This window comes from Marinobacterium sp. MBR-109, assembly GCF_040547565.1.
Classification (GTDB): Bacteria; Pseudomonadota; Gammaproteobacteria; order Pseudomonadales; family Balneatricaceae; genus Marinobacterium.
Genome location: NZ_JBEPPZ010000002.1, coordinates 196540 through 212558, shown reverse-complemented (window position 1 = coordinate 212558; position 16019 = coordinate 196540). Strand labels below are relative to the sequence as shown.

Annotated in this window: 13 protein-coding genes; 11 read left to right on the top strand and 2 right to left on the bottom strand. The window is 55.8% G+C overall.

The window, feature by feature from the left end:
• The first annotated feature begins 1 nt into the window (after window position 1).
• The 9 genes from ABIE60_RS03985 (at window position 2) to ABIE60_RS03945 (ending at window position 14380) form a co-directional block, all read left to right on the top strand.
• Window positions 2-295, top strand: a complete 294-nt coding sequence (locus ABIE60_RS03985) for a hypothetical protein (RefSeq protein ID WP_354467933.1) — start codon at window positions 2-4, stop codon at window positions 293-295.
• Window positions 292-876, top strand: coding sequence for a hypothetical protein (locus ABIE60_RS03980; protein WP_354467932.1), 585 nt, complete (start codon window positions 292-294; stop codon window positions 874-876). Before ABIE60_RS03985 ends, ABIE60_RS03980 begins: the two co-directional genes overlap by 4 nt.
• 106 nt (window positions 877-982) lie before the next feature.
• A complete protein-coding gene (locus tag ABIE60_RS03975; protein ID WP_354467931.1) occupies window positions 983-1354 on the top strand; it encodes a transglutaminase-like cysteine peptidase in 372 nt (123 codons plus the stop codon).
• A 37-nt stretch (window positions 1355-1391) separates the two neighbouring features.
• On the top strand, window positions 1392-2612 hold the full coding sequence (locus ABIE60_RS03970; protein WP_354467930.1) for a hypothetical protein: 1221 nt from the start codon (window positions 1392-1394) through the stop codon (window positions 2610-2612).
• A gap of 5 nt (window positions 2613-2617) precedes the next feature.
• Window positions 2618-3064, top strand: coding sequence for a GNAT family N-acetyltransferase (locus tag ABIE60_RS03965; RefSeq protein WP_354467928.1), 447 nt, complete (start codon window positions 2618-2620; stop codon window positions 3062-3064).
• Window positions 3061-4017: a hypothetical protein gene (locus ABIE60_RS03960; RefSeq protein ID WP_354467926.1), complete on the top strand. Its 957-nt coding sequence runs from the start codon at window positions 3061-3063 to the stop codon at window positions 4015-4017. Before ABIE60_RS03965 ends, ABIE60_RS03960 begins: the two co-directional genes overlap by 4 nt.
• Complete coding sequence (locus ABIE60_RS03955; protein WP_354467925.1) at window positions 4010-4522, top strand: hypothetical protein; 513 nt, start codon at window positions 4010-4012, stop codon at window positions 4520-4522. Before ABIE60_RS03960 ends, ABIE60_RS03955 begins: the two co-directional genes overlap by 8 nt.
• Window positions 4515-5480, top strand: coding sequence for a hypothetical protein (locus ABIE60_RS03950; protein ID WP_354467924.1), 966 nt, complete (start codon window positions 4515-4517; stop codon window positions 5478-5480). The genes ABIE60_RS03955 and ABIE60_RS03950 overlap by 8 nt, the downstream gene beginning before the upstream one ends.
• Window positions 5481-5518: 38 nt before the next feature.
• Window positions 5519-14380, top strand: coding sequence for an LPD38 domain-containing protein (locus tag ABIE60_RS03945; RefSeq protein WP_354467923.1), 8862 nt, complete (start codon window positions 5519-5521; stop codon window positions 14378-14380).
• Here ABIE60_RS03945 and ABIE60_RS03940 read toward each other — a convergent pair.
• Complete coding sequence (locus tag ABIE60_RS03940) at window positions 14373-14522, bottom strand: hypothetical protein (protein WP_354467921.1); 150 nt, start codon at window positions 14520-14522, stop codon at window positions 14373-14375. The genes ABIE60_RS03945 and ABIE60_RS03940 overlap by 8 nt on opposite strands.
• 234 nt (window positions 14523-14756) lie before the next feature.
• On the opposite strand from ABIE60_RS03940, the gene ABIE60_RS03935 reads away from it, so the two are divergent.
• Window positions 14757-15047 carry a BrnT family toxin gene (locus ABIE60_RS03935; protein WP_354467920.1) on the top strand — a complete coding sequence of 97 codons (291 nt, stop codon included), beginning with the start codon at window positions 14757-14759 and terminating at the stop codon, window positions 15045-15047.
• A gap of 34 nt (window positions 15048-15081) precedes the next feature.
• Complete coding sequence (locus tag ABIE60_RS03930) at window positions 15082-15417, top strand: hypothetical protein (RefSeq protein WP_354467918.1); 336 nt, start codon at window positions 15082-15084, stop codon at window positions 15415-15417.
• A gap of 71 nt (window positions 15418-15488) precedes the next feature.
• Here the strand turns inward: ABIE60_RS03930 and ABIE60_RS03925 are convergent, their stop codons facing one another.
• Window positions 15489-15662, bottom strand: a complete 174-nt coding sequence (locus tag ABIE60_RS03925; protein ID WP_354467916.1) for a carbon storage regulator — start codon at window positions 15660-15662, stop codon at window positions 15489-15491.
• Between the last annotated feature and the right edge of the window lie 357 nt (window positions 15663-16019).

Below are 16019 nucleotides of genomic sequence, written 5' to 3'. Positions count from 1 at the left end.
CATGACTGTTAAGATTACAAAGCCCCAGCTTAATCTGCGGGAAGAACTGGCCAAGGCATCTGCAAGGGTGCCTTATCAGGAGCAGGAGTTTTACTTCACCGGCGATGCGTCCACTACGACATTCACGCTGCAATCAGGATGGATGCCGAAGTACGTCTATCTTGATGGTCTGAAGAAGCGGCAAGGTTCTGCTGATGATTTCACTGTCTCTTTTGATGGGTTCAGTTACTCGGTCGTGTTTGCCGTTGCCCCGGGCGGCGCAGCTGAAATTGACGTTATAGGAGTGCTGGCATGATCAACCTACTGACTGAGCAAAAAGCGTGGGAAACTCGCCAGATCGACAAGAGAGTGGTGGCAATGATCCGGCAGCGCTATTCGCTGAACGACGAGCAGTTGCTGTCTCGCATACTCCATGGCGCTGCACTGGGCACGTACCAGATGAGCGATCAGGAGCAGGCCGAGGTTCAGGCGTATCAGGATCACGCTGAGGCCTGCCGTGCTGTCGGCCGACTGGCAAAAGCCAACAATCAATTGCTGATAGGCGTTCTTGCATATGAGCAGGCACAACGTGATGTTGCCCGACTGACACTGCTGATCAATGGCCGCGATTACGTGCCGGCTGTGCCCGAGGTGCCTGAGGAACGCGACCCGGAAACCGGGCAAGTCACTCAGGAATATCAGCCGCCGGTACCCGCCGTCGAGGCTGTCGAACCGCTGCCGCCGACAGTCGATCAGCACGATGAGAACGGCACCCTGCAGACGGTTGATAACCCCGAGTACCTGGCGGCATTGGACGCCCTGAATACCGCCCAGGCGGTGATCGAGAATGTGGAACCGGAGGTGCTGACATGGGTCGAGCAACGATCTGCTGTTTGATCGCGCTGCTGCTGGCTGGCTGCGCAGCACCGCCAACGCCCCTGCAGCCCGGCGCTGAAACCATCCCACCACACGGCTGTATCGAATACCGGGAAAGAGGTGGCCGATGCTGAAGCAATTACAGGCTGTGCTGGATGATGCCCACAACCAGCATGAGTACCACTACGACCATGACCGGTACGGTATCAGCGAATACTGGACGGTCGATCTGGTCGGTGATTGCGAGGACTTCGCCCTCTGGTCCCGCGATCAGCTGGAGCAGCAGGGCATTCATCCTGATCTGGTCTTTTGTCGGGTGGAAACCGGCGGTGGCCATCTGGTACTGCATGTCGATGGGTGGATTCTCGATAACAGGCACAAGTGGGTCATGCGCCAAGACGATCTGCCCTATGAGTGGGTGAAGATGGGTGTGCCGAACGGGGATGCCTATGACTGGTACGAGGTAAACAAAATGGCGACCGAGGGCGCAAAAGGCTAAAATATAACCACCGCATGCTGTGAAGCAGAGGGCACGAATGAATACCACACCAGCTTTCAATATCGATAAGCAGACTCAGACCGTCCAAGGTCAGATGACCGGCCTGCTTTCCTCCGATAATCCCTACATCAAACAAGCGAGAGAGCAAGGGCAAAGCTACGCCTCTTCTCGCGGACTGTTGAATTCATCCATGGGCGCAAAGGCGGCTCAATCAGCTGCAATTGAAGCGGCGCTTCCGATTGCCCAGGCTGACGCATCCACCTATAACGCATTTGCCAATATGGCGTATGGCGATCAGCTGCAGCGTGGGCTGAATCAGCAGATCCAAGGCTTTACGCAGGACAATATGCGCCTGACTGACACCATAGAGCAGAACCAGATGCGCCTTCAGAACGCACTTGGGCGGGGTGATATGGAGTTGGCGAACCAGCTGCAGTCTCGGCTGAACCAGCAGATGCAGGGGTTCGAGCAGGACAATATGCGCCTGTCTGATTCACTGCAGCAGGGCCAGATGACTCTGCAGGACACAATACAGCGCGGCCAGATGGGGCTTGCCAACCAATTGCAGTCACAGCTTGATGCTCAACAGCAGGGCTACACCCAGGCCAACATGACGCTGGGGGATGAGTTGCAGCGCAAGCAGATGGAATTGCAGAACGCACTTGGTCAGGGCGATATGGTTCTCGCCAACCAGTTGCAGCGCGAGATCGATGCACAGCAGCAACTGTACCAGCAGGAAAACATGCAGCTGTCCAATCAGTATTCGCAGTCCGACATGCGACTGCAGCAGCAGCTTAACGAACTTCAGTCGCAGTCCGACTATGCGCGTCAGCTGGGGCAGATGGATAAAGCGGCTGAACTTGATCGGCAGATGGCATCCCTGCAGCAGCAGTATGCGCAGGACAATATGCAGATGGATCAGCAGTGGCGTAGTGGTGAAGCGGCCACTGAACGTGCGTTCCAATCTGATCAGTCGGCGCTTGATCGACAGCAGCAGATGGAAATGCAGTCACGCGAACTAGAGGCCAAGCTGCAAGAACTTGGCATGAACTTCGACAACAGCTTGAAGCTGACCGATGCGCAGCAGCAGTACAACATTCTGAACCAGGGCTTGCAGGGAATCAGCGCAATACTGGCCGATCCCAATATGGATAACGCTGCAAAACAGCAGGCCATTGCAAACCAGAATGCTGCAATCAACAGTCAGCTTCAGTTTGTAGCCAAGATCACCGGCCAAGACACGCCGACATACGGGTAACACGCATGATTCGTAAAGCGAAACCATCGGATATACCCGCGATTGTTGATATTGCGGTTGAAAGCGTCAGCCAGAACCCGCTGCCGGTGAAGATCGACCGAGAAGCAATCGCACAGATGATTCAGTTTTGCCTGAATCCAGCACACTTCGGCTATGTCATTGAAGATGACGGAGTGGTTGTGGCCGCAATGGGAGCGATCAGCCAGCGGTCATTCTGGTACAAGGGGCTGCAGGTATCCGTGCTGCTGTATTACACACGCAAACCTGGGGCCGGGATTTTACTGATGCGCGAGTTTGCGCGATGGGTGAAGTCGCGCAGCGGCATCAAAACTGCGGTTATTGAACTTGAGCCAGATGTGGATGAAAGGCTGGTGAGCTTCTTGTCCAAGGCGGGCTTCGGAAGGAAAACCATCAACATGACATATGTGCGAGAACCTGGGGGCCAGTCATGAGCAAGGTTGTTAAGGGTGTCGGCAAGGTCGTTAAAGGCGTTGTCAAAGGCGTCACCAAAGTAGTCAAGAAGGTGGCAAGTTCAAAGGTATTCAAGTTTGCAGCTACTGCGGCCGCGCTTTACTTCACAGGAGGTGCAGCCCTTGGGGCGGCCAGCGGGGCATCCGCAGGCTGGGCCGGTGCTGCGGCACAAGGGGCCGGCTTCTTTGGGAAGCTAGGGGCCGGTCTATCGGGTGCATTCACGGGGGCGGCAGCTGGTCTTGGTTCGGCATGGGGTGGAATGCTGCAGGCGGGCAGCTCCCTGATGGGCGGTAACTTCTCTGGAGTATTCAGTTCACTTGGGCAGGGTATCTCGGGAGCAGGTGCGGCCGGTGGCAGCAGTGTTTCAATGTCGCTGGGTAATGCGTTTACCACCGGCATGAAGGGCGTTAGCCAAACCGGCGGAGGCCTACTGAACAGTGCTGCAGGGTCTGCAACAAGCGCAGGGGCAACGTCAGCGCCTGCTACAGCGGCACAGGCGGCAGGTAATCGCCTGGGCATGCAAGCAGCGCAAACCGCGGGGGCTGGATCTGGTGGGCTCGTCCCGGGCGTGGAAGCTGTTGCGGGTCAAACGTCTGGGGCTGCAGTGCAGTCAGCGGCAAGCCAAGCAGTTGCAGGGCAGGCGGCAGCACAGCAAGCATCCGGCGGCCTGCTTGGGTCAATCACCAGTAATCCGCTGGCTCAATACGGGCTTATGCAGACTGGTGGCCAAATGCTGCAGGGATACGCTCAAGCCAAGGCCCAAGAGGAGCAGTACGAAGAGCAGTTGCGGCAGGAAGAACTGCAACGCCAGCGGTACAACAACAATATGGGCGGCGACCTGACAGGAGCATTTGCAAACTATAACGGGACGCCGGCATCAACAAGCCGCTTCGGTAATCGTCAGCCTTTGTTGTCAGGAGTGAGATATGCGTAATCAGCCACAGAATCCAAAGGCTGCCAAGGCGCCACCGGCTATGAGTGGGCAGCAACCAGCAGAAGAAATGGCACAGGACGAGAGCGCATCCCCTCAGTATGAGAGTGCAATCAAAACCGTGTACAAGCTGCTGTACGAGAAAGGAGCCGGCAAGGACGCCATCGAAGCCATTTCAAGCGCTGCCAACAAGACTGACGCCATGGCAAACATGGCCTATGAACTGGCACAGGTTGCGGCTGAGAATGAGGAGTCATTCCCCGAGGATGATCTGACGCTATTGGCAACCTCAGTGCTGGCTGAGATAGGCGATATCGCTGAAGCTGCAGGGATTGAAATCGCTGCATCGGATGTTGCTGAGGCTTTCAAGATTATGCTGCTGCGAATGCTGGGTGAGCTTGGGCTTGATACAACCAAACTTGAGCAGGCAATGAGTGCATACACACCTGAAATGATCGATGAAGCCGTTGGCTACGCATACGGCGGACAGGAGGCGCAGAATGTCTAGTGGTTTGCTCGGGGCAATCGGCGGGCTTGGTCAAGGCCTGGCCAATACTGGTCAGGCAATGTTCGGCAATGAACTGGAGAAGATGAAGGAGCAGCGACTTCAAGAGTGGAAGGAGCAGCTTGTTCAGCGGGAATGGGATCGAGAGGACCGCATGCGGGCGGAGGACTTGGAGCTCGCATCAAACGCGGCACACTCAGAACGTGAGTGGGAGCGCGAGAAATTGGGGCTTCAGCACCAGAATGCGAAAGAGCTGGCAGGCATGAAAGAGCGCAGCATGTCCGGTCGGTATAAAGCATCAACATGGACTGATCCCGACACAGGGATGAAAGAGCAGCGCGTGCTGGATACCTGGACAGGCGAATGGGCAGACGGCGGGGCAGGCGCCTCTTCCGGTGCCTCTCCAGCAACTCCAGAGATGGAAGCCAGAGCCCGTGAAATTGCACGTGAAAGAGCGGACCAGCAGGCAGGCTGGCTGTCATCAGACTCATCCGACTTTGCTGAATATGGTGGTAGCCGCCAGGCTGCAGAGGAACAATTCTACCGCGAGGAACTGGAAAAGCTGAAGGGTGGTGGATCTGCAGGCGGTGGCAACCCGCTGATTCAGGCCATCCAGTCAGGGAAGATCAAGGTGAATGATCCTGCAGCGCAGTCATCCGCAGCGCCGGCAAGCACACAGGCGCAGCCGCAGTCAGCCATGCCGCAGGCGCAGCCGTTCAACCCTGCTGCCAGTGTAGGGCTTTTGAACAGCCCGGCCGTAACCAACAATCAGCCGCAGGATTGGCAGACCCGCAACCAGCAGTATGAGGCCATAAAACCTGCAATCGAGATGGTGCGCAAGAAACTGGATGCAGGCTGGGCACCAGAACAGGAAGAGCTGGAACGTGTGCGGCCATACCTGACTGAAAAAGAGATCCGCCTGGCCGAGCAGCGTATAATGGAACGCAAGCAGTACCGGTAAATCCAGTCTGAATTCGCCTGTCGTGAGGACACGCATACATGAATTACCTCTCCCAGTTCCGGGCAGCAAACCCGGACCTTCAGGGCTTCAGTGACGATCAGATCGTTGAAGCACTCCCTCAGTTGCTGCCAGAGCGTTTCGGCGGCAAGCCAATGTCCCAGGTCAGAGCAGAAGCACTGCTTGCACCCGAAGAACTGGAAATCCGCCAGTATGAACAGCAGGGCGGCGGCATCGGGTCATCCATTGAGCGCGGTCTGCTGCGTGTAAACCAGACATTCAACGCGGCGGGTGCAGCGCTGGGTGATGCTGTCATGGGTGCAATGCCAGACTCGGTGAGGCAGTCTGATATCGGGCAATGGCTCCAGGGGCAGGCGGATCAGGACAAGCTGGATATTGTGCGTGATCAGGAGCGTATGGGCGAGCTGCCGCAGCGTCCTGAGATGTTGCGTGCAATTGAGGCTGCCAACAATGCCGAAACCGGCATGGGCGCCATTGGTGCGTTTGCAAAAGAAGTTTGGAATTCTCCGGATACCGCTGGCTTCCTCGTTGACACAATGGCCGAGCAGATCCCGGTGATGGCTACAATGGCACTTGGCACCAAAGGCGCAGGGGGTTTATTCGGAACATCATCCGCACTTGGCCGGGCCGCCACCTTTGGCACCGGTGCCGGCATTGGGTCTGGCTCCACCACGTTTGGCTCCAATGTGGCCGAGGCCATGGGTCAGGATATCAGTAAGTTTGATGAGGCTTCTGATTACGCCTTCAAGCGAAGCCTTGCGCAAGCCATTGTCGATGGCACAGTGGGTGCTGTTGTTCCGTTCAAGATCGGCGGAAACCAGATCGTCAACATCCCAACGCAGGCTGTGCTTCAGGCCGCCGGCGGCGCGGCAGGTGAGTATGCTGGTGGCGCTGCAGTAGGCGAGGAACTCAGCAAGGGTGAACTGGTTGCGGAAGGCCTGCTTGAACTGCTGTCGCTCCCTGCTGACCTGGCCATGGCCAACATCGAATACTTCAACAGCAAGCGCAACCCTGTAGCCGATGCCAATACCCGCATTAACGCCGCTGGTGATCAGGTGGCAGCCGCGGGTGGTGATGCACTTGCTCAGGAGTCAGCCAAAGCGCAGGCGGCGTCCAGTGAGATACCCGGCGCTGTAGGCGAAGCCAAAACCATCGCTGACACAATCAAGGCGGCAGGGCAGGTCAGTGCGGCTGATCTTGGCCTTCAGATGCCAGAGCAGCGCGACTGGTCACAGTATGACAGCGCGCCGATAGGGCGCGAGACTGCGCAACCGGTACCACGGCAGGTAGAGCAGGCTGCACCGCGTCAAAGCGCCCGCGACATGTCCGGCCTTGATGGCTTGATCATTACCGCTGATCGCATGGGGTTCGCAGACGAAGCTGCCATGCTGCGCACTTCGCAGCGCCTGTATCGGCAGGCTGATGAAGCGAGAGCAAAAGGTGACAATGAAGCGGCAAGCCGATTCGTTGATCGAGGCAATCGCCTTTACCGAGAAGCCACCGAAACCAACGACCAGGTACGCGAGATTGCCGATCAATACCCGGTCCCGTATGTGGCAACCGGTGAAGTTACTGGTGGTGAAGTAGGTCCGTATCAAGGCCCGGGGCGAACGGGGGCAACCTACGATCAGCCGCGCAGTGTTGGCGGCCCTGCATCATTGGAGCAGCAGCGTACCAACCGCCTGAACGATTCCGGCATTATCTTTGGTGAAGAGCCGGATTATGCCCGGGCGCAGCGTCAGCAAATGGAGTCCGAACGTGCCCAGCGGACTGCCGATGACTTCAGCGCACGTTATGGGCAGGAAGGCCAGACGCCATTCCGCCCGACCACCATTGATGGTGAACTGGATCGCAGTAGCGAGCTGCCGCCTGCACAGCGTCAGGCTGCACTGCCACCCGGTACTGGTCAGATCAACATGGGACAGGATCGTCCGCAGCAGGGTATACAGCAGCCGCAAACAGGATATGAAGGCATTGGTCGCAATACGGTAGAACGCACCGCACAGGCGAAAACAGACGCGCTGCCGGCCGGTAACGCCACCCGTGCAATCACCCCAGAGCAATACCGCAATGTAATGGAACGTGCGCGCCTTGCGCTGCGCACCCCGGTGTCACGCCGCACCCCCGAAATGACGCAGGCACTTGAAGTGCGCAATCAGGTGCGAGCCGGTGAGGTAGCGGTATCAGAAAATGCGCAGCCCGACACACCACGTATTGCCGGAGAGCAGATCGACCAAGAATGGACCCGCTTCACGCCAGAGTCAGGCACCCTGAATGTTCCACGTGCTGAAATGCCACAGGTCAAGGCCGAGAATCGTGGCGCACTGGTCAACTACCTGAATGCACGCGGCATTGATCATCAGCAAGCGGAAATCGACCCGCGCACACTCAAGCCAACACAGGCTGAGTTTTCGCCTGCAAAGGTGCAGAAGGCGCGTGAGTTTACCGGAGGAGACCGGTCAATCTTGGTGTCGGCTGACGGTCATGTTGTGGATGGGCATCACCAGTGGATGGCAAAGCGTGATACCGGTAAGCCCGTGAAGGTTATCCAGCTGCAGGCGCCGATTGATGACTTGGTGCCACTGATCAGAGAATTCCCAAGCTCTGAACAAGATGCAGGTGCCCAATCAAACAACGATCAAGCAAATACGGATCAGCCGGAACTGAGACTTAAAGCCAACGGGACTCCATTCGCGTCCGAGCGCGCCGCCCAGGCGTCCGCCGCATTCCGCGACAACCGCGACTATGCCTCAGTGGTACCGGTAGATGGCGGCTTTGCCGTGCAGATCGATACCCAGGCCCGTGATCAGGCAGAAACCCAAGCGACGGAGGCGACACAGGCAAAATCAGATCAAGCCAAGCGCCGCATGTTCCGCGAGCCTGATACCGTCAACGATGACATGCTGGATGCCATTGCCTTGATGGGCGGCATAGACCGGGCCGAGGCAGAAGCGGAAGGCATTGATCCGACGAACTTTGGCCGGCAGGCGGGTGGTATCCGCTACGTGTTCCCGCGTCAGAACGGCGACAGCTTTGACGGCATGGCCGAGCGCCTGGCGCAGTACGGATATCTTGATCCGCGTATTGATCGGCTGGATGATCTGCGCGCCAAGCTGGATCAGGCCATAAACGGCAATGCCAAGATCATGACCCCGGAAGGCTACGAAGCACTGGCCGAGAAGGAAGCGGCAGCCGAGGCGCAGTTGCAGCAGGAACATGAACCGCTGGCAGACGATATCACCAGTGATGAGGCATGGGCCGGTGAAGCCTACGCAAACGCTCTTGAGCAGGGCGTGCCTGCACCCGTTATTGATGCCATACTTGAACAGTACAGCGATGATCCAGTTATCGCACTTGTGGAGCTGAATGATGCAATCAACCAATCGAGAGAAGCGTCCGGCACTCAGGCCGGAGAAAGTCAGGAAAGCGGCAGCGATAATCTTGAAGCAACGCTCACAGCAAGCCGACCCTTCACACCAGAGCAAGCCGCAGAAATCTTCGGAGAGCCCGAGCAAGCAGAACCCCTCCTAACCTCCTACACCGAGCAAGATCTGCAGGCACAGGATGATGCCCGCACCGCTGCTGAAGAAGCTGAAGCTCGAACCCAGCGTGAAGCCGAGCAGAAAGCCCAGGCTGATGCCGAAGTAAATGACTTCAGCCTGACCGGCTCCAACCGTCCCGCCGATATTGCCGCTGCCGCTGGCCAGAACGATATGTTTGGGCTGGGCAGCAGAGCTCAGACCGAGCCTTCAAGCCCCAGACAGTCTGCAGAACCCACCTCTCAACAAACCGCTGATACAACCATCATTGAAGATGTTGGCGAAAAGCTGGGGCGCGCCCGAAAAGATGAGCTGCGCACGGCCCGTGAGCGATTGGATAGCCTGGATGATCAGCAGATTGCGGCGAGCACAATGTCAAAGCTGTGGCCCAAGGACGAGATCAACAAGATCGAAGATCCAGTCAGTGCTGCGCTTTACCATGTTGCCCGCAGCGAGGTACCCAATAAGCCACGTGCCACTTACAAGCTGAAGCGCTGGGTTGAGTATGTGAAGTGGGCACGCGATGTACTCAGGATGATTGACGAGATTGGTGCTTCGAGACTGATTGAGAAGATCCAGCGAGGTGATGCCAGCGTCAAGTTAAAAACGGTTGCAGACAAAGTTGAGCTACTTACCGGTATTGATCGAAGCCTGTGGGATCGAATAGGGCGCGTTGAGAAGGCAAGCGGCACCTACCGTGACGGGGATGAAATGGTGTCCGGGTCTTGGATCCTTGTCGAGATAGACAAACGCATGACCATTCACCGCGGCACGTCTGAAATCTCCGAAGTGCTGCCGGCCGTCAAAGCCCACCTTGAGAAAAACGTAAACGATCAGCCGGCCATGAAGTTTGAGATCCGCCATGACAGGCGGCACACGGTCTACCAGATCAACAAGGCCGGTGATAATGAGCAGCGACCGCTCAAAACCTTCGACACTCTGAAGGAAGCACGGGATTACCTCCGCAACAACAACGCTGATCTGGTGGCAGCATGGGAAGCCGTGAAGCAGCGCGATAATGTCACCAAGGCTGATATGCGCAGCGATAAGAACCGCGAGCGTACTGGTCAGGATTATCGAGGCGGCAAGGATGTATCCGCAGAAGAGTTCATTGATACCTTTGGTTTCCGCGGCGCTGAGTTTGGCAACTGGGTGAAGCAGGGCAAGGCAGGCCAGGAGCGGCAAGGCCTGTTGAATGATGCCTATGATGCCTTTATGGATCTGGCAAATGTACTGGGATTACCACCGAAAGCATTGAGCTTTGAGGGCCGGCTTGGCATTGGCTTTGGTAGTCGTGGGCGAGGCGGACGCAATGCAGCCCACTATGAGCCAGATTTGACGGTCATCAATCTGACCAAAACCAAAGGTGCAGGGTCGCTGGCACATGAGTGGTTCCACGCCCTGGACAATTATTTCAGCCGCAAGCGTGGCGACACCGAATTCAACGGAGATCAGAAGGCGTACCGTGAAGGCGCCTTTGTCACCTATCGCCCTGAGCCGATGATGGCGTACAAGCCAAGCATGAAGAACGGGCGCAATCCGTACCTCATCACGAATGCCGAATACAACCGCCGCAAGGAACGCGGCATGGGTTTTAATGAATCTGATTGGACCCCCGACCCGAGCCACCCGCAAGGCATCCGTCCAGAGGTAGAGAAGGTATTCGCGGAACTGGTGGAAACGCTCGACGCTTCACCGATGCTGACTCGCGCTCAGGTTATCGACAAAGGCAAAGTGGATGGATATTGGTCACAGATCATTGAGCGCGCAGCCCGGTCGTTTGAGACTCATATCATTGCCAAGCTGGCACAGAAGGGTTACCGCAATGACTTCTTGGCGAATGTCACCAGCTTTGAAAAGTTCAAGCGTGATCCTGGCCGCTATCCGTATCTGAAGCCAGACGAGCAAGGGCCGGTATCGGAGGCGTTCGATAAACTGTTCAGCACCATTGAAACCAAGGAAACAGAATCAGGTGTCGCCATGTTCTCCCGCACGGAGAATGCGGGCCTGACCATCTCGCGTGACCAGGTAGAGGCTGCCGCCACTCGAATCACTTCCAACTGGACGAATGCACCCGAAATGGTAACGGTTGCGACGGATCGCGATCTTCCGGCGGATCTGCAGGACACCATAGATAAGCAGAATGCCCGCGGCAAAATAGATGGTGTATTCCATAAGGGCCGGTTTTACCTGGTTGCTGACAAGATCCGGACAGAAGCGGACGTTGAACGCATTGTACTTCATGAGGCGCTGGGTCACTACGGACTACGACAGCTCTACGGCCCGGCCTTCGGCATGCACATGGATCGGCTGTTCAACCGCGTGGGCGGATACCCTGGCATCCAGCGCCTCGGAAAGAAGTACGGCTTCGACCTGTCCAGCTACTGGGAAAATGCCGGGGATATGTCACTGTCTGAGCGCCGGGAAATGATGGCGGATGAGCTGATTGCGCATATCGCCGGTACCGGTACCGTTCAGCCTGATCTGATTCAGAAGATCGCGCACTTGATCCGGAAAGGGCTTCGCAAAATCATGGCTGGCACCCGGTTTGCGGAGCGTCTTGATCAGATGACCGATGTTGAGGTGCTGAGTATCGTTGCAGCGGCACGGAAAGCGGTGGTTGAAGGGGAGAGCCAGATCACGGTTCTGACACATGATCCACGGTTTGTGCGCGACTTCGAGAAAGTAGTTTACGGAGATGCCCGATTCAGCCGCGTGCCTGATGATGCCTCAGGTATCGAGGCAGACGGCACTGAATCACTGGCTGACAGGACTCCTTATGGATCAATCCGCAATAGCGTAAATGACCGGGTTGATGGTCTGCGATTTCAAATCCAAGACAAGCTGATCGATCTGAAGCGGAAGCAGCAGGAGGCTGGCGAGGTGGAGGATGATGTCAACGCATACCAGAAGGCCGCGATATGGGAAGGCCGTGCCGGCGAGCGCCTGAGCGACTTTGACGAGGAGCGTGTACAGCCGCTGCTGGACCAGGTAGCGCAATCCGGATTGAGTCTTGAGGAAGTGGGTGAATGGCTGGTTGCCCGCCACGCCGAAGAGGCCAATGCCTATCTTGCCGAGATCAATCCAGATAAGCCTGATAACGAGCGTTTCCGACTGGCCGGCATGAGTAACGAAGAGGCACAGGCGATCCTTGAAAAGCATGCCGACAACAAAGCGCTTCAGGAGGTGGGCAAGCAGGTAGATCAGATCAACCAAGAGCGGGTGAGCATGCTGGTTGATGAAGGCCTGATCACTCAGGAGACGGCGGACGCCTGGCAGTCCCGGTACAAAAACTATGTGCCGCTCAACCGTGAAGAGGCGGACACAGCCGACAGGCTGCCAAGTCGTGGCAAGGGGTTCCAGATCAAGGGTAAGGAATCCAAGATGCGCACCGGTTCAGCGTACTGGAAGCCCGACAAAATCCTGAGTCATGTTATTGCCAACTACGAGTCCAGTATTGTGCGCGCCGAGAAGAACAAGGTGGGTGAAGCGCTGCTGAAGTTCGCGGAAGCAAACCCCGATGAGAACTTCTGGGCGGTTGATACCGAACGGACCACGCGCACAGTACGTAACGGCAAAGTGGTTGAGGGTGCGAAGCTATGGGATGCACCTAACGAACTGACAATAAAGCGTGACGGTGTCGAGCATGTGCTGGTGTTCAATCCCAACAACAAGCGAGCAATGCGACTGGTTTCAGGCCTGAAGAATCTGCAGGCGGCCGAAATGAACACAGCCATGCAGGCTATGGCCAAAGTGACGCGATTCTTGGCCATGATCAACACTTCATTCAACCCGGAATTCATGATCTCCAACTTTGTTCGTGATATTCAGACGGCTGGTTACAACCTGTCAGACACTGAACTGAAAAGCATGGAACTGAAGGTGATCAAGGACGTGTTCCCGGCAATGGGCGGCATTCGCAACGCCTTGTTCGGGGATGGCTCAAAGGAGTGGGCTTCTGTCTGGGAGGACTTCCGCAAGAACGGCGGCAAGACTGGCTGGATCGACATTCACAGCGACATGAAGGCCAAGGAGAAAAACCTGGTCAATATCGTTGAGCGGATCAGGAAGGGGAAGGCCCCAAAGCATATGTTCCGCCGCTTCCTGAATGGCATTGAGGACATGAATAATGTGATTGAAAACGGTGTGCGACTGTCAGCCTACAAGCACGCACTGGATGCTGGCCTGAGCAAGGAGCGCGCCGCAGCGCTGGCCAAAGACCTTACGGTCAACTTCAACCGGAAGGGGGCCATGGGGCCGCAGCTCAATGCTTTCTACATGTTCTTTAACGCAGCGGTTCAGGGTAACGTCCGCCTGCTGCAGGCTATGGTCAACTCCAAAAAGGGCCGAACCCTGGCAATTGGGACCATTGGCTTTGCGGTGATGCTGGACATGATCAACCGTTCAATTGCAGGTGATGATGACGATGGCGAGAATGCCTATGACGCCCTGCCGGATTACGTGAAGGATAGAAATATCATTGTAATGATGCCGGGCGGCACCGAGCCGTTGATTAAGCTGCCAGCACCTTGGGGGTACAACACGCTACATGTTGCTGGCCAGGAGATTGGCAAGGCGATCAGCGGGGAGCGGTTCAATCCGCTGGATTCGGCAGGGCGAGTAGCCATGGCTTTTGCTGACGCATTCAATCCTGTTGGCTCTGGATCAATTGCACAGATGATTGCACCGACAATCGTTGACCCAATAGTGCAGGTTGCGGAGAACAAAAACTTCGCCGGCAACCCGTTGATGCCAGAGCATACCTTCGATGCCTTCCAGCCAAGGCCTGAATATCAGATGCACTTTTCTACCGTGCGCGAAGGATCGAAGGCTGTTGCTGAATGGTTGAACGACATATCAGGCGGCAACGAAATACGGCCAGGTGCCATTAACATATCACCAGAAGTGATTGATCTGCTGGTTGATACTTCAACCGGGGGGCTTGGTCGAATGCTGAATGACAGCATCGACTTCACTACCAGATTGGTGACCGGCGAAGAGATCGAGGTCGAAAACGTCCCATTCCTGCGCAAGGTGACGGGCTTCAACACAGACTACGGAGTGAAAGGCCGCTATTACGAGTGGAGCACCAGTGTTGGCTATGCGAAGGATGAAGCGAAGAAACTGAAAGGGCGTGAGCTTATGGAGGCCAGGCGGCGGCCTGAGTTTAAGCTGATCGGCCTCTATACTCAGACCGACAAGCAGCTGCGCGCACTGCGCAAGCGGCGCAAGGCTGCTGAAAAGATGGGGGCGTCCGATGCAGTGATCGAACGTATTGATGAGCAGATCAGGCAGGTAATGGCTCGCTTCAACAAACGGTACGTGGAGGTGGTCCTCAAGTAGGGCCGCCACCGGAGCCGACGAGCAGCGATACCACAACTATCGCTGCAATAACCCACTCGGGGTATTTGTCAAACGCCCAGCCAAGGCCAACCATAAGGGCGCCGTAAACCGCCACCAGAAAAACTATCGTTGCGCTGCTCATGCTGATTCCCTTATCAGATTGATATAAGCAGTGTAGCGGCTGCCTGGGCATTGGGCAGGATTCTCTGCGTTCGGCCCTGCTGGCAACGGATTCAATTATAACCACATGGTTAAATCTAATGGTGCCGTATATACAAATAACCCGGGTTTTGTATATACTGAGACTGTATTGATCAGAAATGAACAAACAGCAGCACGATGAGCGCTCTCGCGGTCAGGGACGAATGAGGTGTGAATGGCACTTAAGATATCATCAAAAATTCAGCAGAAACTAGAGCAAAAACACGGAGTCTCAATAGATGAGGTAATCCAGTGCTTCGCCAACTGGGACGTATCATATGACCCAATGATTGATGACCGCGAAGAGCACGCGACAGATCCGCCAACAAGGTGGTTTGTTGCTGAGACAGACAAGGGGCGCATGCTGAAAGTGCTTTTTGTTTGGTATGAAGATGGACGCATCTTTTTAAAGTCGGCGTATGAAGCAAACGATGCAGTACAGGCATTGTTCTTCGGTGAGAAATAAACAGTAAGACGCCGCAAAAATGGAGTAATGGGGAATGAGTAAAAAAATCAACGGTACTGAAGAAGCATGGGAAAGTGGCCTACTGGGCGAGGATCCGAAGCATGCGGTAAGGGCGCCGATTGATATGAGTGCGCTGGACGAGGCGGTCGGGCTCAAGACCATCTCTATACGCATGCCGCAGACATTGCTTGATGATCTGAAAGACGTTGCCAAGATCCATGGTCTTGGCTACCAGCCTTTAATGAAGCAGATTCTGACGCGGTTCGTAGAAGCCGAGAAGAAGAGACTCCTGCGTGAAAAGGCATGCAGGGCAACTGACTGCGAAGAGGTCGAGCTCAGCCATGACGAGCCTCAAATGGCTTGTGGTTAGCAGTCCTTTGTAAGCCAAGAACCCGCCCAATGAGGCGGGTTTTTTGATGCATCATAAATACCTCTGCATCTTTAATCATCAATCTCAAGCATGCCCTCCAGCTCCTCCCGAATAACATCCACATCATCCGGCGCATCAATGGTTATCTTGGCCTTGCCATTCCTGGCTCGTTGAACGATGACTCGGATATCGTGATCGATGATGAGAACTTCGCCTTCCTTGCGATTCAGAGTGAGCCGCGGCATTGTGCACCTCCTTTGTGCATAGATTTCAGATCAAATTAACACGCGGAGCCGCCATTGCAAGACTATCTGTATCGCCTGCTGGCATCTTTGACTATTGTCGTTTGCCGACAGAGGGTAGGGCAGATAAGATTACAGCACTTTTGAGCATGCGGCGTATCACCGGAGCGTACTCGAGCCCACAGGAATTTGAGTTGGCGTGGGCTATTTGTGGGCCAGATCAAAAAGAATCGCTGCAGGGCCCGGAATACAGGGCTTCTTGCCTAAAGGTTAATTGGTAGTTGCCAGCTGCATCTCTATGCTGGTCAGCAATCAGGGACGGAGTGGTTGGCTCCGATCTCGTTTTTTCTACTAAGGGGA